General features: G+C 65.3%; 16 protein-coding genes and 1 pseudogene. 9 read left to right on the top strand and 8 right to left on the bottom strand.

All coding sequences use genetic code 11. The annotated features are described in order from the left end of the window. Positions 1-194 precede the first annotated feature (194 nt). The 3 genes from recC to recD are packed head-to-tail and all read left to right on the top strand — an operon-like array spanning position 195 to position 9,285. On the top strand, positions 195-3,563 hold the full coding sequence (recC, locus tag H1204_RS10305; protein WP_180728221.1) for an exodeoxyribonuclease V subunit gamma: 3,369 nt from the start codon (positions 195-197) through the stop codon (positions 3,561-3,563). Next, entirely contained in the window at positions 3,560-7,279 is a 3,720-nt protein-coding gene (recB, locus tag H1204_RS10300; RefSeq protein ID WP_180728220.1) for an exodeoxyribonuclease V subunit beta, read from the top strand. The genes recC and recB overlap by 4 nt, the downstream gene beginning before the upstream one ends. After that, the gene (recD, locus tag H1204_RS10295; RefSeq protein WP_180728219.1) at positions 7,276-9,285 is read left to right on the top strand and encodes an exodeoxyribonuclease V subunit alpha; all 2,010 of its coding nucleotides are present in this window, start codon (positions 7,276-7,278) and stop codon (positions 9,283-9,285) included. Before recB ends, recD begins: the two co-directional genes overlap by 4 nt. 23 nt (positions 9,286-9,308) lie before the next feature. Here the strand turns inward: recD and H1204_RS10290 are convergent, their stop codons facing one another. Beyond that, positions 9,309-9,968 carry a VC0807 family protein gene (locus tag H1204_RS10290; protein ID WP_180730926.1) on the bottom strand — a complete coding sequence of 220 codons (660 nt, stop codon included), beginning with the start codon at positions 9,966-9,968 and terminating at the stop codon, positions 9,309-9,311. A 190-nt stretch (positions 9,969-10,158) separates the two neighbouring features. Here H1204_RS10290 and arfB point away from each other — a divergent pair, with 190 nt between their 5' ends. Continuing rightward, on the top strand, positions 10,159-10,566 hold the full coding sequence (gene arfB, locus H1204_RS10285) for an alternative ribosome rescue aminoacyl-tRNA hydrolase ArfB (RefSeq protein ID WP_180728218.1): 408 nt from the start codon (positions 10,159-10,161) through the stop codon (positions 10,564-10,566). 42 nt (positions 10,567-10,608) lie between these two features. Here the strand turns inward: arfB and H1204_RS10280 are convergent, their stop codons facing one another. Continuing rightward, on the bottom strand, positions 10,609-11,883 hold the full coding sequence (locus H1204_RS10280) for an EAL domain-containing protein (protein WP_180728217.1): 1,275 nt from the start codon (positions 11,881-11,883) through the stop codon (positions 10,609-10,611). 315 nt (positions 11,884-12,198) lie between these two features. On the opposite strand from H1204_RS10280, the gene H1204_RS10275 reads away from it, so the two are divergent. Continuing rightward, positions 12,199-12,489 carry a putative quinol monooxygenase gene (locus H1204_RS10275; protein WP_036004624.1) on the top strand — a complete coding sequence of 97 codons (291 nt, stop codon included), beginning with the start codon at positions 12,199-12,201 and terminating at the stop codon, positions 12,487-12,489. Between the two features lie 113 nt (positions 12,490-12,602). Here the strand turns inward: H1204_RS10275 and H1204_RS10270 are convergent, their stop codons facing one another. The 4 genes from H1204_RS10270 to H1204_RS10255 form a co-directional block, all read right to left on the bottom strand. Continuing rightward, positions 12,603-12,860, bottom strand: coding sequence for a hypothetical protein (locus H1204_RS10270; RefSeq protein WP_007588495.1), 258 nt, complete (start codon positions 12,858-12,860; stop codon positions 12,603-12,605). A 51-nt stretch (positions 12,861-12,911) separates the two neighbouring features. After that, a complete protein-coding gene (locus tag H1204_RS10265; RefSeq protein WP_180728216.1) occupies positions 12,912-13,118 on the bottom strand; it encodes a hypothetical protein in 207 nt (68 codons plus the stop codon). 9 nt (positions 13,119-13,127) lie between these two features. Then, positions 13,128-13,361 carry a hypothetical protein gene (locus tag H1204_RS10260; protein ID WP_180728215.1) on the bottom strand — a complete coding sequence of 78 codons (234 nt, stop codon included), beginning with the start codon at positions 13,359-13,361 and terminating at the stop codon, positions 13,128-13,130. Between the two features lie 316 nt (positions 13,362-13,677). Further along, entirely contained in the window at positions 13,678-14,364 is a 687-nt protein-coding gene (locus H1204_RS10255; RefSeq protein WP_180728214.1) for a YdcF family protein, read from the bottom strand. A 292-nt stretch (positions 14,365-14,656) separates the two neighbouring features. On the opposite strand from H1204_RS10255, the gene H1204_RS10250 reads away from it, so the two are divergent. Then, complete coding sequence (locus H1204_RS10250; protein WP_054930255.1) at positions 14,657-14,971, top strand: hypothetical protein; 315 nt, start codon at positions 14,657-14,659, stop codon at positions 14,969-14,971. 355 nt (positions 14,972-15,326) lie between these two features. On the opposite strand, the gene H1204_RS10245 is transcribed toward H1204_RS10250, so the two are convergent. Both H1204_RS10245 and H1204_RS10240 read right to left on the bottom strand, forming a co-directional pair. Further along, positions 15,327-15,599, bottom strand: coding sequence for a hypothetical protein (locus tag H1204_RS10245; RefSeq protein ID WP_180728213.1), 273 nt, complete (start codon positions 15,597-15,599; stop codon positions 15,327-15,329). Positions 15,600-16,015: 416 nt separating this feature from the next. Next, positions 16,016-16,402, bottom strand: a pseudogene (locus H1204_RS10240) (transposase); the annotation flags it as partial. Positions 16,403-16,821: 419 nt separating this feature from the next. Here H1204_RS10240 and H1204_RS10235 point away from each other — a divergent pair. From H1204_RS10235 to scpB, 3 genes are all read left to right on the top strand, one after another. After that, positions 16,822-17,724 carry a LysR family transcriptional regulator gene (locus H1204_RS10235; RefSeq protein WP_180728212.1) on the top strand — a complete coding sequence of 301 codons (903 nt, stop codon included), beginning with the start codon at positions 16,822-16,824 and terminating at the stop codon, positions 17,722-17,724. A gap of 133 nt (positions 17,725-17,857) precedes the next feature. Further along, on the top strand, positions 17,858-19,060 hold the full coding sequence (locus H1204_RS10230) for a pyridoxal phosphate-dependent aminotransferase (RefSeq protein ID WP_243468470.1): 1,203 nt from the start codon (positions 17,858-17,860) through the stop codon (positions 19,058-19,060). Between the two features lie 337 nt (positions 19,061-19,397). Beyond that, positions 19,398-20,471, top strand: a complete 1,074-nt coding sequence (gene scpB, locus H1204_RS10225; RefSeq protein ID WP_180728210.1) for an SMC-Scp complex subunit ScpB — start codon at positions 19,398-19,400, stop codon at positions 20,469-20,471. Positions 20,472-20,520: the final 49 nt, after the last annotated feature.

Genomic DNA, 20,520 nt, shown 5'->3' with positions numbered 1-20,520 from the left:
CAATGGGCTGGCAAGCACCCCAACGCAGGTCTGTCGCCAGCTCGAACTGCCGTCGAGTCTAACTGATTTGCCCCCGCCCGGACCATCTGCCGAATGGCCAGGTTTCGTGTCTGCGAATGCGTTTGCTATGCTGTCGCATCGTTTCTTCACACGGCCCGTGCATCAGCGCGGCGCCGCCTGTTTCAAGCCATTCCATGCTCCAGCTTTTCTATTCGAACCGGTACGATGTGCTCGTCGGCGCGCTGCTCGACGGACTGGGTGCCACGCCTTCCAGTCCGTGGACGGCGCAACCTGTGATCGTACCGAGCGCGGCCGTGCGGCGGCGGCTGGAACTCGATATTGCCGCGCGCCAAGGCGTGTGCGCGAACATCCAGTTCAGTTACCTCGCCCAATGGCTGTGGACGCAGATCGGCGGCGTCATCAAAGACGTGCCGAAGAGTTCGCCTTTCTCGCCGGACCGGCTCGTGTGGCGCTGCTACCGTCTGCTCGGCGATGCCGACGAAGCGCGGCCGTGGAATGCGTCGCCGCGTCTGCGCAGTTACCTCGATGCCGCCGACGCGCCGATGCGTTATGAACTTGCGCGCCGCGTCGCGACGGTGCTCGACCACTATCTGACCTATCGTCCCGAATGGCTGTTGCAATGGCAGAAGGGCGGTTCGATCTTCGCAAGCGGCGCAGCGGACGACTCCGGCCCGCGTCTGACGGGCGCGAGCGCCGCGGCGCGTGAGGACGAGCGCTGGCAGGGCGCGTTGTGGCGCACGCTGCTTGGCGAGGTCGCAGGCGACGCGCATTCCGCGGACGCCGCCACGCCGCCTGCCTATCGCTTTCTCGACGAAGTGCGCTCGCTCGATCTCGACGCGATTGCGCGGGCCGAGTGGCCCGAGTCCGTCAGCGTGTTCGCGCTGCCGACCATGCCGCCTCTGCATATCGCGTTGCTGCGCGAGTTGTCGCGCTGGATCGATGTGCGCGTGTACGCGATGAACCCTTGCCGCGAGTTCTGGTTCGACATCGTCAGCGTGGGGCGCGTCGAAGCGCTCGATGCGGCGGGCCAGCTCGACTATCAGGAAGTCGGCCATCCGCTGCTCGCGGAATGGGCGCGCCAGACGCAGGCGCAGCTTCACATGCTGCACGAGCTGACGGAGAGCGCCGCATCGTCCGAAGCCTCGTACTTCGCCGAAAACGCCGCGCCGACGTGGCTCGCCGCCGTGCAGAACGGCATGCTCGATCTGCGCGACGAGCGCGAACTCGACACGCAACCGGAAGCGCACGGCATCGAAGTGCATGTGTGCCATAGCCTCGCGCGCCAGCTCGAAGTGCTGCACGACCGCCTGCTGGGCTGGTTCGACGAGTTCGACGATCTGCAGCCTTCCGATGTGCTCGTCACTTTGCCCGATCTCGGCGCAGCAGGCCCGCTCATCGACGCCGTGTTCGGCACCGCGCCGTCGGGCGACACGCGCCGCATCCCGTATCGCATCACCGGCTTGCCGCCTTCGCAGGCGAACCCGGTGGCGCGCGTGCTGCTCGACTGGCTCGCGTTGCCCGAGCGCAATGTTGGCGCGCCGGAGTTGATCGAATGGCTGCGTGTCGATGCGATTGCCGCGCGCTACGGCATCGATGCAGCGGCGCTCGAAGATATTCAGGAATGGCTCGCGGCAGCGGGTGCGCGGCGCGGTCTCGCGCCCATGCCGCCCGCCGACAGCGCGATACCTGTCGCACGCCACACCTTCGCCGACGCGCTGACGCGCCTCTTTCTCGGCTACGCGATGCCGGAAGGCGGGCAGCCCGTCGATGCCTGGCTGCCCGTCGAAGGCGCGGACGGCTCGGACGCGGAACTGCTAGGACGTCTCGCGAGTTTCGTCGACGATGTCGACGCGTTCGCGCGCCGTTGCGCCGACGACATGACGCCCGTCGAGTGGACGCAGTTGCTGCTCGAAGTGCTGGGCCGGTGCTTCGACGGCGGTGTCGATTTCGCGGATAGCCTCGCCACGGTGCGCGATGCCGTCGATGCCATGAGCGAAGCCATGCGCGCGGGCGCGGGCGACACGGCGTTGCCGGCCGCCGTGGTGCGCACGTCGCTGTCGGAAGCGCTCGACGACCCGGCACGCGGCGGCGTGCCGTGGGGCAGCGTCACGTTTTCATCGCTGACGAGCCTGCGTGGCTTGCCGTTCAGGATCGTCTGCATGCTGGGCATGGACGACGGTGTGCTGCCGAGTCTCGCACGCGCCGACGAGTTCGATCTGATGGCGGAGTTCGGCAAGGCGGGCGACCGCCAGCGGCGCGACGACGAGCGCAATCTGTTCCTCGATCTGCTGCTTGCCGCGCGAGACCGTCTGCTGATCGCGTACACGGGTCGCAGCATTCGCGATAACGCGCCATTGCCGCCTGCCGCACTCGTCGATGAGCTGCTCGATCACCTCGCGCGCGTTTCATCCGCAGAGGATGCGTCGCCTGCCGAACTCGACGCGGCGCGGCGCGCGTTCATCGTCGAGCATCCGTTGCAGCCGTTTGCTTCCGATTACTTCAATACAAAGAGCGGCCTCTTCACGTACGACAGCGACCGCGCGGAACTGGCCGCATTGCTCGCCGCGCCGTCAGGCGAGGCGCCCGCGCCATTCTTCGATGCGCCGTTGCCCGCCGTGCCGAACGAGCCCGTGCCCTTCGACGACTTCCAGCGGTTCTGGCGGCATCCCGCGCGCGCATTGTTGCGTGACCGCCTCGGCATCGTGCTTTCCGATGCGCAAGGCGAACTGCTCGACATGGAGCCGTTCGAGCTCGACTTCGCGGGCCGCGATGCATTGGCCGAGCGTCTGTTGCCCGCGCTGCTCGATACGGACTTCGACAGCGCGGCGTTCGAGCGCGTGCAGCGCGTCGCGGAAGCGAGCCCCGAGTTGCCGGGCGGTGCGACGGGCGCGGTATGGCGTACGCGCGAGCTATCGGCGTTGCGCGGCCTTGCCGACCGCGTGCGGCGCGAAGTGGCGTCGGGCGTCACGCGCCTGCCGTTTTCGCTCGACATCCACGCGCGCTGGCCCGACACCGGCGACGTCGCGCTCTTTGGTGCTTACGAAACGGCATTGCGCAAAACATCGGAAGGTCCAGTGCAACTGCAAGGCACGCTCAATCTGCTGACGCCGACGGGGCAGGTCGTGTTCCGTTACGCGCGGCCCACGGCGCGGGATTATCTGTCCGCGTGGCTGTCGCATCTCGTCTATTGCGCGGCGTTGCCTGACGGTCCTCGGCGCACGGTATGGCATGCAAGCGGCGAGTCGTTCGAACTTGCGCCCGTCGAAAAGCCTTTGGATCAACTGGCGCCGCTTGCCGCGTTGTTCAACGCAGGGCGCGCGTTTCCGCTGCGCTTTTTCCCGAAGAGCGCGTGGGCGAAGGTCGGCGATGGCGATTCCGCCGCGCAAGGCGCGTGGATCAGCGACCGCGTGCGGGGCGAGTCCGATGATGCTGCGTTACGCATCGCGTTTCGCGGCGTGCCCCTAACGCTCGACGAACCGTTCGGCACCTTGGCCGCGATCGTTTTCAAGCCGCTGGTCGCGCATCTGAGGAGCGCATCATGAGCGGCACGGCATGGATGCATGCGCCGGCGGCGCAGGAACTCGATGTGTTCGCGTGCGATCTGGATGGCGTCAATCAGATCGAGGCATCGGCGGGAACGGGCAAGACATGGAACATCTGCGCACTCTATGTGCGGTTGTTGCTGGAGAAGAATCTGAGCGCCGATCAGATTCTCGTCGTGACGTTTACGAAAGCCGCGACGGCCGAATTGCATGAACGCATACGCGGGCGTCTCGCCGAAGTTCAGCGCGCGATCGAAACGGGCGACGATGGCGGCGATCCGTTCATCGTCCGGCTGTTCGAAACGACGCTTTCCGAAGAACGCGGTATCGACCTCGAAGTGGCCGCAAAGACCGTGCGCCGCGCGTTGCGTACGTTCGATCAGGCAGCCATCCACACGATCCACGCGTTCTGTCAGCGCGCGTTGCAGGAGGCGCCGTTCGCCGCCGCGATGCCATTCGCGTTCGAGATGGAAGCGGACGATGCCGCGTTGCGTTTCGAGCTGGCCGCCGACTTCTGGCGCGAGCGGGTGGAACCCGTTGCGGCGGCGCATCGGTCGTTCGCAGCGTGGCTGGTCGAGAAGGGCGCGGGTCCCGCGTCGCTCGATGAACAGCTTGCGCGGCGCCTGAAGAAGCCGCTTGCGCAATTGCGATGGGGCGATGTCGGCGGAGCCGAAGGTGCGCCGAACGATATGCAGGCGCGCTTCGACGAAGCCTGCGAGATGTGGTACGCCGAGCGCGACAACATCGTGCGTCTGCTTGAACAGGTGCAGGAGCGTCTGAGCAAGACGTCGCACAAAGCCGAAACGGTGAGCGCTGCGATCAGCGCGTGGAGTGACTATTTCGCGCAGGACGACTGTCACGCAGCACCGCCGAAAGTAGCGCTGAAACTGACGGCCAGCGCGTTGACGAAAGGCACGAAGAAGAATTTCGAGCCGCCCGCGCATGCGTTCTTCATTGCAGCCGACGAACTCGCCGCCGCCTCGCTCGCGGCGGAAGCTGCGCAGCGCGCGCGCTGGCTAGGTCTCGTGCAGAAGTGGCTCGACTACGCGCCGCACGAACTGACGGCACGAAAGCGCACGCGCCGCGTCGTGTCGTTCGACGATCTGCTGTCGAACCTGTATCGCGCGCTCGCCAGTCATGTGTGGTTGGCGGATGCGTTGCGCAAGCGCTATCCCGCTGCGCTGATCGACGAGTTTCAGGATACGGACCCGCTGCAGTTCGCGATTTTCAACCGCATCTTCGCGCCGAAGGGTCCGCTGTTTCTCGTTGGCGATCCGAAGCAGGCGATCTACAGTTTTCGCGCGGCCGATCTGCACACCTATCTCGCGGCCCGCGCGCAGGCGTCGGCGCGATACACGCTCGCCGTCAATCAGCGTTCGACGGCACCCATCGTCGATGCGTGCAACCGCATTTTCGAAGCGAACGCGCGGGCGTTCGTGCTCGAAGGGCTCGACTATCAACCTGTGCGGGCAGGCGAGCGGCATCGGCCGCCTTTCATCGACCGCGACGTCGCGGCTGACGGTGACTTCCGCGTGTGGACGCTGCCGCGAGGCGACGCGGTGCTGACCAAGCGCGACGCGCAGCGTGTGGCGAGCGAGGCGTGCGCGGCGGAGATCGTGCGCTTGTTGCGCGGCGCGCGCGAGGGCAGCGTCATGATCGGCGACAAGCCGCTCGCACCCGGCAATATCGCTGTGCTCGTGCAGACGCACAAGCAGGGCAGTCTGATCAAGCGCGTGTTGTCCGCGTGGGGCGTGGGCAGCGTCGAGCTGGCGCAGGCGTCGGTGTTCGAATCGCTCGACGCCGAGCAGATCGAGCGCGTGCTGGCCGCCGTCGATACGCCGGGCGATCTGCGCCGCCTGCGCGCGGCGCTAGCGACCGACTGGTTCGGTCTCGATGCCGCCACGCTGTGGCGGCTCGAACAGATCGACGACGCTTCGTCCATATCGGGCGACGCCGCTCACTCTGTCGATGCAATGAGCTGGGTCGAGCGCTTCTCGCGTTACCGGATGCTGTGGCACGAGCGCGGCTTCGCCGTCATGTGGCGCACGCTGATGCGCGAGCTGCGCGTTGCGCAGCGGCTCGTAGAAGGCGCGGAGGGCGAGCGGCGGCTGACCAACGTCAACCATCTGGCCGAACTCGTGCAGGCGCGCGCCGCGACGCAGCCGGGCATCGCGCCGACCTTGCGCTGGCTCGCCGCGCAACGCGCGGAAAGCGGGCGGGGCGGCGAAGAAGCGCAACTGCGGCTCGAATCGGACCGCAACCTCGTGCAGATCGTCACCGTGCACAAGTCAAAGGGTCTCGAATACGCCGTCGTGTTCTGTCCGTTCCTCAATGACGGCCGCCTGCGCGAGCCGTATGCGACCGTCCTGCCTGACGCGCTCGAATATCACGATGACGAGGGTTCGGCCGTGCTTCATTACGGCAGCGACGACGAGCAGGCCGACTATGCCAACCGCCAGGCGATGCGCGAACAGGCGGCCGAACGCGCGCGGCTGATCTATGTCGCGCTGACGCGGGCCGTGTATCGCTGTTACCTGGTGGCGGGCGCTTATCTGGCGTCGAGATCGACGAAGGAATCGGCGCGTAGCGTGTTGAACTGGCTCGTTGCGGGCAAAGCGCGCGATTTCGACGAGTGGCTCGCGAAGCCGCTCGATGACGACTCGGTTTATCAGCATTGGGAGGCGCTGGCAGGCGACCCGGTGGCCATCGCGGATCTGCCGTCCGTTACGCGTCGGGTGCCGCTGGAAAGCCTGGCCGACAGCGGCGCTCGCATGCGCGCGCGCATGAACCAGCGCGCGTTGCGCGACACGTGGCGCATGGCGAGCTTCAGCTCGCTGATCGCGGCGGGCTCGCGCACCGACGATGCGTCGACGGTCAGCGAAGAAGCGCGTCCGGATCACGACGAACTGGCGGACATCGCGACGGGCGAACCGCACGCGCCCGTTTTCGATGTCGTCACAGCGCCCGTCGAACTTGCGCCCGACGACATCCTCGCGTTTCCGCGCGGCCCGGCAGCGGGCGAATGTCTGCACCGCATGTTCGAACTCGCCGATTTCTCCGATCGCAGTACGTGGCCGCACGCGATCGAACGTGCGCTGCATGAACGGCCAGCGCCCGCCGAGCCCGAACTCGCGCAACGTCTGCCCGCGATGATGCACCGCCTGCTCACCGATATCGTCAGCACGGAACTCGTGCCCGGCATGACGCTCGCGGCGCTCGATCCGAAGCGCCGGCTCAACGAGATGGAGTTTCTGTTCTCGGCGGCATCGCTGGACTTCCCCGCGTTGCGCGCACTGCTCGCAGCGCACGGCTTTCCCGATGTCGCGCTGGAACCGGGCGCGCTGCGTGGCTTCGTCAAGGGTTTCATCGACATGATCGTCGAGCACGAGGGGCGCTTCTGGGTGATCGACTGGAAGTCGAATCATCTCGGTGACACGCCCGGCGACTACGCCGCCGCGCCGCTCGACGATGCGATGGCGGGCCACGCGTATCACCTGCAGGCGCTGCTTTATGTTGTCGCGCTGCATCGCTATCTGCGGCTGAGACTCGCGGACTATGACTATGACAGGCACATCGGCGGCTATCTGTATCTGTTCGTGCGCGGCGTGCGGCCCGACTGGCGACACGGCGAACACGCGGCGGGGGTGCATGCGCGGCGGCCGGACTATGCGCTCGTCGTGGCGCTCGATGCATTGATGGACGGAGGCGCGCGATGAGCACGTTCGATCAGCCATTGCCCGATGTCGAGGTCAATGTCCCGACACCTGCGGATTTCAGTACGGCGCTTGCCGAAGGCTTCGCGCGGCGCGTGAGCGCGCTTGCGCAACGCGGCGGTGCATCCGCAGACGCCGTGCGCTGGGCCGCGCGCGGCGCGTTTGCTGCGAGCCGCGCGACATCGGAAGGACACGTGTGTGTGCCGCTCGACGAACTCGCGCAGCGCTATGACGCCGAAGTCGCGCTGGTGCGCGACGCATTGCTCGCGAGCGGAGTCGCAAGCGACGGCATGCAGCCGGCGCATGCGTTGCGCCCGCTCGTCGTCGATGGGCAAGGGCGGCTTTACCTCGCGCGTTACTACGACTATGAGAGACGGCTTGCGCAGTCGCTCGTTGGACATGCGCGAGGCGCGGATCAAGATGCCGTGTCGGCGGGCATGTCATCGCAAGGTTTGCGCGACAGGCTGCTGCGTTATTTCGGTGAACCTCAGGACGATCAGATCGACTGGCAGCGCGTGGCTGCCGTGATGGCGCTGTCCGGGCGGCTGACGATCGTCAGCGGCGGTCCGGGCACGGGCAAGACGACCACGGTGGTTGGCGTGCTCGCCTGTCTGCTGGATGCGCGGGAGGACTTGCGCATCGCGCTCGCCGCGCCGACGGGCAAGGCCGCGCAGCGGATGCAGGAGGCGCTGCTCGCCCGCGCCAGTTCGTTGCCGCAGGAACTCGCGGCGCGTCTGCCGCAAACGTCGTTCACGTTGCACCGGTTGTTGGGTACCGGGCCGAATGGGCGCTTCCGGCACCATCGGGACAACCCGCTGCCGTATGACGTGATCGTGATCGATGAGGCGTCGATGATCGACGTCGCGATGGCGACGCATCTGTTCGATGCGCTCGCACCTGACACGCATCTCGTAATGCTCGGCGACAAGGATCAACTCGCGGCCGTGGAAGCGGGCGCCGTGTTCGCCGAGTTGAGCGCGCAACCTGCGTTCACGGCGAAGGGCGTCGGCTCGATCGCGACGGCACTGGGAATCGATGAACGCCGTTTGCGTGACGCGTTGCCCACGGGCCGTGACGATGCGCCGTCGGAAGACACCCAGCCGTTTTTCGACGACCTGTTCGGCATGCCGTCCGACGTGCCGTCTTCATTGCAGGATGCGCAGCCTGCGCCGCTTGCCGACTGTGTCGTGTGGCTCGAACGTAACTATCGCTTCGGGCTGGAGTCGGCGATCGGACGGTTGTCGCTAGCGATCCGGCGCGGCGCCGCGCAGGAAGCGCTCGACGTGCTGCATATCGATCCCGTCAAACCCTGCGCCGCGGCGTTTCACGAAGACACCGATGCCACGCCTGCCGAACGCACGATCCAGCGGCTTGCGGCCGGGTTTGCGCCCTACGCGGACGCGCTCGCGACGGCGCTCTCCGACGGCGCAGCGGGCGCGGCCTCGCGCGCGTTGGCACTGTTCGACGCGCTCAATCGCTTCCGTATCCTGTGTGCGACGCGACTCGGCTCGCGCGGCGTCGAGCAGATGAATACGGCGATGGCCGCGCAGGTGCGGCGCATTGCGCGCGTGCCGCTGGCTGTCGGCGCGCAATGGTTCGCGGGCCGGCCAATCATGGTCACGCGCAACGACTATGCGCTAGGTCTGTTCAATGGCGATATCGGCATCGCGCTGCCGGGCGCGGACGGCGCGCTGCGCGTGTTCTTCCGTAGCGCGGACGGTAGCCTGCGTGCGGTGTCACCCGCGGCGTTGCCGCCGCACGACACGGCCTTCGCGCTCACGGTCCACAAGTCGCAAGGCTCGGAGTTCGAACACGCGGTGTTGATGCTGCCGTCGACGTTCAGCCGGGTGCTGTCGCGCGAACTCGTCTATACGGCCGTCACGCGGGCGCGCGAGCGGGTCGAGGTGGTCGGCTCGCGGGCCGTGCTGATGCGCGCGATCGCGACGCCGACGCAGCGCGACTCCGGGCTTGCGGCGCGAATCGTCGAGGCGATGCGGGATGACGTGTGACAGGACCTGCGAGATGACGTGAATTAGTTGGCGGCCGTGCTGGGCGGTGATTCCGTTTCGGATTCCGCCTCGCTTTGCGCGAGGTCGCGCAGCGTGCGCCGGTACCACAGCGTCCAGACCATCATTGCGCCGAAGATGCCATAACCGACGAACGGCGACACCACCAGCACGCGCTCGATCGGCCAGTGCCACGCCATCCAGCCGCGCAGCGCGGTTTCGCCCGTGAGGCCGAGGCCCCACGTAGCCGTCAGCACCCGGATTCCCCGGGCGAACGCCGGGCGCTCGCGCCACAGCATGTCGATATGGGCGGCGCCGTTGGTCATCTCGCGGGCGACGAACGCGCGCGTCAGGTAGAAAACGGCGGGCCGGCCCACCAGCAGCGACAGCAGGAACGCGACGCCAATCGCGCCCGACGCCAGCGATTCCCGGAACAGCAGCATGCGCGGGTCGCCACCCAGCGCCATCGCGCCGATCGACAGCACGATGCCGAGCAGCACGGTCAGGCTGAGCGCGTCGGCGCGCCTGAAGCGCACGAGTTCGACGATGCTCCACGCGACGGGCGGCACGGCCGACGCAATCAACCCGCCCGTCTCGCCCCAGTACGGCTGCGCGAGGCGGTACGCGACCCACGGCAACACGAGATTGACGACGAGTTCGAGCACCTGCGCGGGGCGCATCTTCATCACGATAATTGGCCCTCGGGCTGAAAATGTCAGTATCGGCGAGATCGGCGATGGACGGCAAATGCGTGGCGCGCTGCGTGAGCAACCCGGAGGCAACGCCAATGCCACGCTGTGTGCACGCAATTCGCATACCGCTCATGCGTTAGCAAATAGCCGGTTACACTTCCCGTTCCGTGCACGACTCTTTGACATGACTTCACGCTATCCGATCCCGCCGAACGAAATCGAACTGACGGCCGTGCGCGCGCAGGGCGCGGGCGGGCAGAACGTCAACAAGGTGTCGAGCGCGATTCATCTGCGCTTCGACGTGCGCGCCTCGTCGCTGCCCGAGGTGTTGAAGATGCGCTTGCTCGCGATGAGCGACTATCGGATCACACGCGACGGCATCGTCATCATCAAGGCGCAGGAATACCGAACCCAGGAAATGAACCGCGTGGCGGCGCTGGCGCGGCTCGACGCGCTGATCGACAGCGTCAGCGTGACCCGCAAGGCGCGTGTCGCGACGCGGCCGACGCGTGCGTCGAAGGAGCGCCGGCTCGAAGGCAAGGCGAAACGCAGCGATGTGAAATCGGGACGGCAGCGCGTCTCGCACGAGTAGGGCGCGGCAGCGTAGCAACAGCGCCACGCAGCGTGCTTTGCCTCAAACAGGGCTCGCGTTACACACTTCGGGCAGGAAGTCGACGCAGAACACATGCGTCGCGCCGTCGCGCTGGACGGTGACAGCCGCCGTGTAGCAATCCTGGCCATCCATCAGCGAACAGTGCGGCCCCATCATCGCGACGCGTCCAGGCGCGGCGAGCGCATGCTTGAAATACGCGCGCCGCGACCAGTTGTTGCGCGTGTCGGGAAAGAGCGGCGCGAGCCGCGCAGGTGGAGACGGCGTGCCGCTTGCGGTGATCGACGGCGCCAGTTGCTCGCCGCGATCGCTCAGCACGAACACGCGGCGCGCGTCGGGCAGCAGGAAGACGGGCTTCGCGGCTTCTTCCAGGTCGCCCGTCTGCATGTAGAGCGCGGCGCCCGCGAGCACGGCTTCCGTGAATCCTTCGAAGCCCGGCCGCTGATAGCGCGAATGCGAGCGCTCGTAGCTTTCGAAGCGTTGCCACATCTGCTCGATCAGTTCGGGCACACGCGCGGTCGCCGCCTGGATCGACGCTTTCGGCTGGCCGAACCAGTAGCCCTGGATGAAATCGACGTCGGCCTGCATCAGCGTCATCAGCTCGTCTTCCGTTTCGACGCCTTCGGCGAGCACCAGCGTGCCCGACTGATGCAGCATGTTGATCAGATGGCCGATCAGCGAGTTGTCGTTGTCCTGGCGGCCGGCGCGCGCCACCAGCGACCGGTCGAGCTTCACGATGTCGGGACGGAAGCGCCACACGCGATCGAAGTTCGAAAAGCCGGTGCCGAAGTCGTCGATGGCGATCAGGAATTCGCGCGGCTGCGATGCGGCGAGCATGCTGGCAACGGCGGATTCGTCGTCGGCGGGCTGCTCGAGCACTTCGATCACGATGCGTTCCTGCGGCAGTCCGAAATGCTCCGACAGTTCATCGATGAACGGGCGCTGCGGCCAACCCGTTTCGAATACCTGCGGCCGCGTGTTCAGGAACAGCCATCCCGTTTCGATGCCTTGCGACATGAAGTTCGCCACATGCAGGCAGCGTGCGAGGCGGTCGAGCGCGCGCGCATCGGCCGTCGAGCGGGTGCCCGAAAACAGCACGGCAGGTGAGATCGGATGACCGACGGGATCGAAGGCGCGCAGCAGCGCTTCGTAGCCGACCACGCGCTGATGCGTCACGGAGACGACCGGCTGGAAGACGCTGCGCAACGTAATGGTTCGCCACGGCGCGGCCCATCCGGCCTCGTCCTGCACCATATGCTGCAGAAGGCCAGTGAGCGTCGTATCGTCGACGTTTGGCATGACGGCAGATTGTCCTATGCAGCGTGCGGCGCTCGCCCGTGTGCAGCGACATGCCGGTGGCAGGCATGCGCAACATCGGCGCAATGGAGGTCGGGCCCAAAGGCAATCGGATCGATGCCGTTCACGCGCGACTCCGCTCAGTTGTCCAGTTCAGTTCGTCGAAATCAGTCTAGCAGTTCGTATGCGATTCGAATGTTCGGGTTATCACAGACGGCTACAAGTGTCTGCGCAGTTATGACTCGAAGTTGGCGAAGATTGCCGGCGCGTTTGTGGCAGCGGCGCTATGCTGCTGGTTTTCAAAAACTGGAGTGCAGCATGTCGGAAATCGCGGTGGTGGCGATCTCGGTGGCGAAGCCGGGGCATGAAGAGCAGTTGCGCGCGGCGCTCGAGGGCATTGTCGGACCGACGCGCAAGGAGCGCGGTGCGTTGCAGTACGATCTGCATCGCGATTTGCGCGAGCCGCGCCGCTTCGTGTTCTTCGAGCGTTGGGAAAGTGAGGAAGCGCTCGCCGCGCACGCGAAGTCGGCGCATATCGAGGCCTACAAGAAGGCGTCCGCGCAATGGATCGAATCGGCGGAACTGCGCATCGTGTCGAAGATCGCGTAACAGTTGGCACGCGCAGTGGGCGAGGCTGAAAACAGCAAGGCCCGGCAGCGTGGCTGTCGGGCCCGGATTGAAGCTCAACGAAGCGCGATCGGGGAATCAGGCGCGCGATACGTTCAATGCGTCGCTTGCGGCACGTCCAGGATCAGGATGATCGTCCAGTCCGCGTCGCCTTCATGATGATACTGGCGCTCGGCGACGATGAACGGCTGCTGCTTGCCGGCCGGTCCGAGAAACAGCACGTCGCCTTCCATCGGCAGACATTCGACGGGCGGCAGCGCAAGGAACGCATCCTGATTGCCACGCGGCATGAGTTTTTCGATCTTGCGGGATGCTGCTTCAGTCCATTCGATGTCCAGCTGGATGTTGCTCATTCTGTCCTCCGCACCAGGGGCGCACGCGGGTTGGGTGAAGTGGGTTGACTCTTAGGTGCGCGACTTTAGCATAACGTCGATGCGCGCTTCGCGACATGCGATCGGCGCGTGATTTGCCCGCCGACCGTCATCGACGCCCGCCAGCACAAATAAAAAAGCCGAGGCCGTGTTGAACGGCTTCGGCTTTTTTGCATTGCGCAGTGGTTCGGCCGCGAAGCGCGCCTGCATGTTTCCCGTGCGCGTCGGGCCGATGCGCAACAGAGCGTGCTACTGGGCCGGCGCGGCCGGCTTCTTGTGATGCATGCCCTTCTGATGCTTCATCTGAGCTGGCGGCGCGTTTTCCATCGCCTGCTGCTTTGCCTGTAGATCTTGCGCGCGCTGCTCGATGTCGGCGGCCTTTGCCGGATCGGTGCTCATCTGCACGCCTTGATCCTGTTGCGCGTAAGCCGCGCCCGTCAGTGCCGAAAGGGAAACCAGGATTGCCAGGGACACTTTCTTCATCGTTGCCTCCGTAGAGAGTGGTTGTGGACCCGAGTATGGCCTGTCCGTTGGAACGACAGTGCATTCTAGCCAGCAATGTTCAGTCCAGCGTGTCTTCTGTAACATAATTCACATACAGTTACGTCTTGTTACATTTATGGGCTGCAGGCGCGAAGGCGCTTCACAGAAGCCATCGCCCATTGACCGTATTGTGATGCGCTTCGCCGCGCGTGTCGCGACAAGTCAGATTTTCCCACTTGTGCGTGACACGCAGTGGTCGACGGGTCGCTTCGAATCCATCGGATAGCTAAGCAAGCTGCCACGCGCGCGGCGAGGATCAGAACCAGCCGATCTGCCGGTAGACATGAAACTGCGCGATGCCGATCAGTTCATGCAGCGCGATCTCGGCGTTGAAGAAGTTTGCCCGGCGGGGCAGCAGGCCGCGCGTTGCGCGACGGGTGTTCGACACGACAGGCAGCGGATTCATCCCGAAGCGGTGGAAGTCCAGCAAGGCCCGCGGCATCTGAAAGGCGGATGTGACGAGGATCAACGAACCGTAATATCCGTCGGGCAGAATGGCAGCGACGTTGCGGGCGTTTTCGTACGTCGTCATGCTGGTATTTTCCAGGATGACGTCGCCGCGCGGCACCCCTTCGCGCAGTACGTAGGGCAGGTAGGTGTCGGCTTCCGTCGCTTCGTGCTGCTGCGGATTGCCGCCGCTGACGATGACGTGGCAAACGGGACTGACCCGCTTGCAGCGCGCGTAGAGATCGGCGCTCTTGACGATGCGGGCGATCCCGTCCGTGGGCGGAACGAGCTTGCCGTCGCGTTGAATGGTGCCCGTGCCGAGCATCACGATGGCGGTGCGGGCGGCGTACGTTGCGGGAGCAACCGTCTGTCCGCCGGGCGGCGCGCCGGGCTGGGCGAGATCGAGCAAGGGCTGGGCGAGCCACCCCGCGCCGAGCGCCCAGAAGACCACGATGGTCGTCATGCCGATCAGCGTGCGGGCGCTGCGCAGCAGCATAAAAGCTGCAAAAAAAAGCAGCAATAAAGTTAAAAGAATCAATTTTATTGGGGTAACGTATGGTATTCGGACATTCCACGAGCGGACTATCGCGGCTTCATGGGTCGCATCGCCGCCAGTTGGAAGCAGAACGCTAGCACGGCGTTCACACGGGGGCCGAAATAAACGGCGGCCAATGGCCGCATTGGCGGGTAAGGCGTGAAATCTTCGCCCTCCGTCGTGCGCACGTCAGCAGACGTGCCATTGTGTCGCGAACAAATAAGTCATGGCTGCACTTTAAGAAAGAAGTGAGATGACCGCTTATTCCAACGAAGTCGTACTCGAGGCGCTGCGACGGGCGCAATACCGTCAGGTGCCGTGGGCCAAGCGCCCGGGCGTTTTTCAATATCTCCGTTCGCTTGGCATGATGGACACCGTTCGTCAACGGACAGTCGCTCCTGCGCCGGGTTTCCATGCTCCTGTGGACATTGCGGTGCTGACCGAACTCGGCCGCGCCGAATTTGCGCGGCTCGCGCGCGATGAGCGCTCTCTCGACTGGGACGCGCGCCGTGTGCGCAGCTATGTTTTCGCCGGCGCGGTCGCCGGAGAGAGGGCAACTGCCGTCTAGGCGACGGTGCTTCGCAGGGCGCGCGCACGTGAGAACAACGGAGCGCGCGGACAACGCGCCGCATGATGCGCGTCGAGGGCATGTCGCCGCCATTTCCCCGTTTTTACACTTCTTTTATGACGCCCGATTTGCGCCGGGTGGCGCGCCGTGCTGCGCGGATCTGACCGGTCGTAGATGCAAAAAAAAGCCCGTATCGCGAGGATACGGGCATACCGGAATTACTTCTGCCACGCTGTGCTTAATGGCATTGATGAGACTGGTGACACGGCAGGTGGTTCCCGATATCGCACATCTTCCACATACGTCTTTGCAGAACGCTCGGGCTCGGTCATGCCCTCGACGCGCTTAATGGGCGTTAATGCGCGCCGGGCGCATGCCGCCGCTGCGGCGCGTCGTCACGCTGCCCATCGGGCCGCGCGCGAACGTTGCTCGCGATATCGCCGCGCAGATCGCCACGCGGCGTCGGTGGCGTGAAATTCTGATTGCGCGTTTCCGCCTGCTGCCACGCCTGAAGCGTGGCAGGCTGCTCCGGCCGCCAGTTCCAGCCTTGCGGTCGTTGTTGCGCGAATGCAGTCGCAGCGAGCAGTGACACGAGCAGGCCGCAGACATGCAGTGACATTGGCCTCATGATCGGTTCCCGACAAGCCGGCCGGGACGGGCTTATTTGCATACTCATACGGTATGCCGCGCTGCGAAAGCATGCTGTAAATAAAAGTAAATGGATGTTTCGCCCCGTCACCGTCGATATGCCGACGGAATGACTGCGGACGCAGGCGGGCGGGAAGGGCGTCGGCGCTCGCGTGCGGCGATGCGCGAAGACGGACGCGCCGGTGTTGTAACCAGCGGAAAAATCGACGGACGGGTCAGGCCGTCGTCAAGGAGGCGGAGACGCTGATTCAGCGTCCGTGCGCACGCGATCGAGCTCGCGCACGCGTGCAACGCCTCTTTAAATCAGGGGAATCGGGCCGAACGGGCGCCGGCCTCAGAAACGCGCCGGGCGCCCAAGGGCGCCCGGTTGCGTGAATAGCTGTATCAGGCCATCTTGACAGGTGCGCGCCACGATTCCGGATTGGTCCAGAACGCGCCGCGCAGACGGTCGCGGCTCGGCGGTGCAGGCGGCTTCGCAGCCGTCGCGCCAATGCGCCCGCGCAGCGAAATCTCGCGGCCGCTCGTGCCGAGACGTTTCACAATTTCCGCGAGTGTACCGTCGGCCTGCCATTCGTCGAAACGACGACGGCACGTCGGCGGCGACGGATAACGGCCCGGCAACTTGGACCAGCCCTCGCCCGTCGACAAAACCCACAACACGGCGTTGACTACCGCGCGAGCTTCGACGCGTGGTCGACCACGGCGTTCGCTCCGTGCGGGCTCCGCACAGAACAACGCCTCAACCAGCGCCCACTCGTTGTCTCTCAAATCGTCGAACACCATCATGTTTCACCTCAGCGAAGCTAACTCCGGTGCGCTGCCCCGCGCTGCGCACTCTTCATGCGCCCGATCGGTATCGGGCGCCGGCGGAGAGCCGGCCTATGCCTTAGCGAACCGTTTTTTCACCAGTCCGAATCAGCGCCGACTCTTGTGCAAGGGGAAATGCATGAAGCGTGCCACCTTACACTTAACCGCCTCGAAGCCCCGCCACATCAAGCCGTTTCGGGCGTTAGCCTGGCCCGTATGAGAATCCAAAAAACTCATCACGCAAATCGGGACAATCACCAATCTTGTGCAATCAGGCCCGTCCCGCGTGCGTTTGCGCCTTTCTGCTGCATTGCAGCGAACTCGATGAAACCGTGCGCGAACGTGTTTCGGAGCATAAAATCCGCATCAAACGACGTCATTCATGAGGAGAGGGGATGAATGTGACGCTGCGCCAACTGCGCGTGTTCATCGAAGTGGCGCGGCTGCAGAGCTTCAGCCGCGCGGGGAGCGAAATCGGGCTGACGCAGTCGGCCGTCAGCCGGTGCGTGCGTGAACTGGAGGCCGAGATCGGCCTGAAGCTGATCGACCGGACGACGCGGGAAGTCCAGCTGACGGACGTCGGCGGCAATCTGGTGGCGAGCGTGTCGCGTCTCTTGACCGATCTCGACGACGCGCTGCGCGAGATTCGTGAAATCGGCGAGCAGCGGCGCGGCCGGGTGATGGTGGCGGCCAGCCCGACCATTGCGTGCCGGCTGATGCCGAATATCGTCGCGGCGTGCGGGGCGCAGTTTCCGTACATCACGCTCGGGCTGCGCGACGACGTGCAGAGCGACGTCGTGCGCAAGGTCAAGTCGGGCGAGGTGGATTTCGGCGTGGTGATCGGCCCACTATCCGCCGACGACCTGTTCACCGAGCCGCTGATGACCGACTCGTTTTGCCTCGTGTCGCGCGAAGACCATCCGCTCGCGTCGCGCGCGCAGGTCGCATGGCGCGAACTGGACGGCGAGCGCCTCGTCATGCTCGATCACGCGTCGGGCAGCCGGCCGATCATCGACGCCGCACTGGAAGCGCACAACGTGAGCGCCAATATCGTGCAGGAACTCGGCCATCCGTCGACGGTGTTCGGACTGGTGCAGGCGGGTATCGGCGTGAGTGTGCTGCCGTGGCTCGCGATGCCGCTGCCGGCGGGATCGTCGCTGGTCGCCCGGCCGCTCGTGCCGCGCGCCGAACGGACTGTCGAACTGGTGCGGCGGCGTGACCGCTCGCTGTCGCCCGCCGCCGACGCCGTGTGGAATCTGATTCACCAGGTGCCCGGCCGGACCGAGGATTTGCGCTGAGGCCGCGATCGGGCGCGCTTGCCGGATTCGCGCCGTCCACATTTTGCGACACGTTACACTCGCATCTTTCGACAGACCCGCCGGGACCCTCGATGCGCCAAACGGACTTGCCCCGTCTCAGATGCCTGAATCGATGCCAACCGCGTCGCTGCCAACCGCGCGACCGGACGCCCGCGACGCCGTGCGTGCGCTGCGTCCGTCGCAGATCCGCGAAGTCGCGAACGCCGGCTTTGGTTTGCCGGACGTGTTGCCGTTCTGGTTCGGCGAGTCCGACCGCGTGACGCCGCCGTTCATTCGCGATGCCGCGAGCACGGCGCTCGCTTCAGGCGCGACGTTCTACACGCATAACCTCGGCATCGCGCCGTTGCGCGAGACGCTCGCGCGCTATGTGAGCGCGCTGCACGGGCCGACATCGGCCGAACAGGTGGCCGTGACGAGCGCGGGCGTCAATGCACTGATGCTGGCGGCGCAACTGGTCGTGGGCGCGGGCGACCGCGTGGTGGCCGTGACGCCGCTGTGGCCGAACCTCGTCGAGATTCCGAAGATTCTCGGCGCACAGGTCGAAACCGTGTCGCTCGATTATGGTGCGCAGGGCTGGCAGCTCGATCTGGAGCGGCTGCTCGCCGCGCTGACGCCGGATACCAAGCTGCTGATGCTGAACTCGCCGAACAATCCGACCGGCTGGGTGATGAGCCGCGACGAGCAGCGCGCCGTGCTCGAGCATTGCCGGTGCCACGGCATCTGGATCGTTGCCGATGAGGTTTACGAGCGTCTCTACTACGCAGGCGAGCCGGGCGAAACTGCGCCGTCGTTCCTCGACCTCGCCGCGCGCGACGAGCGCGTGATCTGCGTCAACTCGTTCTCGAAAGCGTGGCTGATGACGGGCTGGCGGCTTGGCTGGATCGTCGCGCCGGCCTCGCTGATGGACGATCTCGGCAAGCTCGTCGAGTACAACACGTCCTGTTCGCCGGCGTTCGTGCAGCAGGCGGGCATCGCGGCGATCGAGCAGGGCGCGGCGTTCACGCGCGAACTGGTCGCCGATTTGCGGGCCTCGCGCGATCACCTGGTGAGGGCGCTGTCGACCGTGCCGGGCGTCGACGTGAAGGCGCCGCCGGGTGCGATGTACGTGTTCTTCTCGTTGCCGGGCGCGTCGCGCAGTCTCGATCTGTGCAAGGCGCTGGTACGGGATGCGAGGCTCGGGCTCGCGCCCGGCAGCGCGTTCGGGCCCGAAGGCGAGGGCTTCGTGCGCTGGTGCTACGCGTGCGACACGGCGCGGCTCGACGCGGGCGTCGAGAGGCTCAAAGACTATCTCGAACGGCACAGCGCCGCGCGCTGAATGCGCTGAACGTGTTGGTCATGGGATAACGGCGCCGCGTCCCGAAGTCACGTGGCGCGCCGACGCGTTATGCATGGCCGTACATGTCGATTACGGTGCAGTTTGGATTTCGTCTTTACGCACCGATTGTTTTTGCGTAATATGGCAGCCAGTCACGCGGTTCCCTCGCGGAATTTCGCTGCTCCGTCGTCCGGCTGGGTTTGGCTCGATGCCTTTTTCGCCTCCCCCCGGTGCGTGCTCCCATCAATATGACCGATCAGAATCGGGCGAGCGCGTCTTCAGTTCCACATCGTCTGTTTGATCCGGTTTCTTTGACCACAGGGTCTGACCTAGCTGCATGAATACCCAAGAGGCGAAGATCGTCCTCGAGACTGCCTTGATCTGCGCGCAGGAGCCGTTAAAGCTCGGTGATTTGCGTAAGCTGTTTGCCGACGGCGTGTCGGCGGATACGGTCCGCACGTTGCTTGAAGACCTGAAGCACGATTGGTCCGGACGCGGTGTCGAACTCATCGGACTGGCGTCCGGCTGGCGTTTCCAGAGCAAGCCCGCGATGCGCACGTATCTCGACCGCCTGCATCCCGAGAAGCCGCCGAAGTATTCGCGCGCGGTGCTCGAGACACTTGCGATCATCGCGTACCGGCAGCCCGTCACGCGCGGCGATATCGAGGAAATTCGCGGCGTAACCGTGAATACGCAGGTCGTGAAGCAGCTCGAAGACCGCAGCTGGATCGAAGTGATCGGCCATCGCGATGTGCCGGGCCGCCCGGCGCTTTACGTGACGACGCGCTCGTTTCTCGACGACCTCGGCCTGAAGTCGCTCGAAGAACTGCCGCCGCTCGACGATCCATCGGCGCAATCGAACATCGATCTGCTCGCGCAGCACGCAATCGAGTTCACGGACGGCGAAACGGTCGATGTCGAGGTCGAGAGCGTCGCTGTGGTCGTGGGCGACGACGCTGTCGATGGCATGGCTCATGCTGCACCCGAAGGTGTAGAACCGCCGGATGCCGCCGTCGAAGCTGAACGCGCCAGCGAAGAAACGCAGCCGCAACCCGACGCGGGCGAAGTGGCAACGCTTGAAGAAGACGTGCACACGGCGTCGCAAGCATCTGTTGACCATGCCGAACGCGGCGTCGAGCGCACGGATGCGTTGGCGCACACCGAACACCGCATCGCCGACGAGGCGACGCACGAAACAGAACTGGCTCATGAAGCCGGTTTCGACGCGCAGTCGGAAGAGCCGCAGGAAGGCACGCGCGAATTGCATAACGAGACTGGGGACGCGGCTCGCGCCAACCCGGCCGGACCAGACCAGAGTCAAGCAGTGCATGACGATCATCATGATCGCCGCGACACCGCACCCGACGCGGGCGAACTCGCCGACGACGAAACCGAGTCGCGCAGCGCCTGACGTAACCGTACTTTTTGCCGCGCCCGCAATGGGCGCGCGACCTGACATT

Origin of the sequence: Paraburkholderia sp. PGU19, assembly GCF_013426915.1 — a bacterium.
GTDB lineage: Bacteria > Pseudomonadota > Gammaproteobacteria > Burkholderiales > Burkholderiaceae > Paraburkholderia.
Note: the sequence above shows the minus strand (reverse complement) of the source record. Positions and strands in the feature narration are given on the sequence as shown.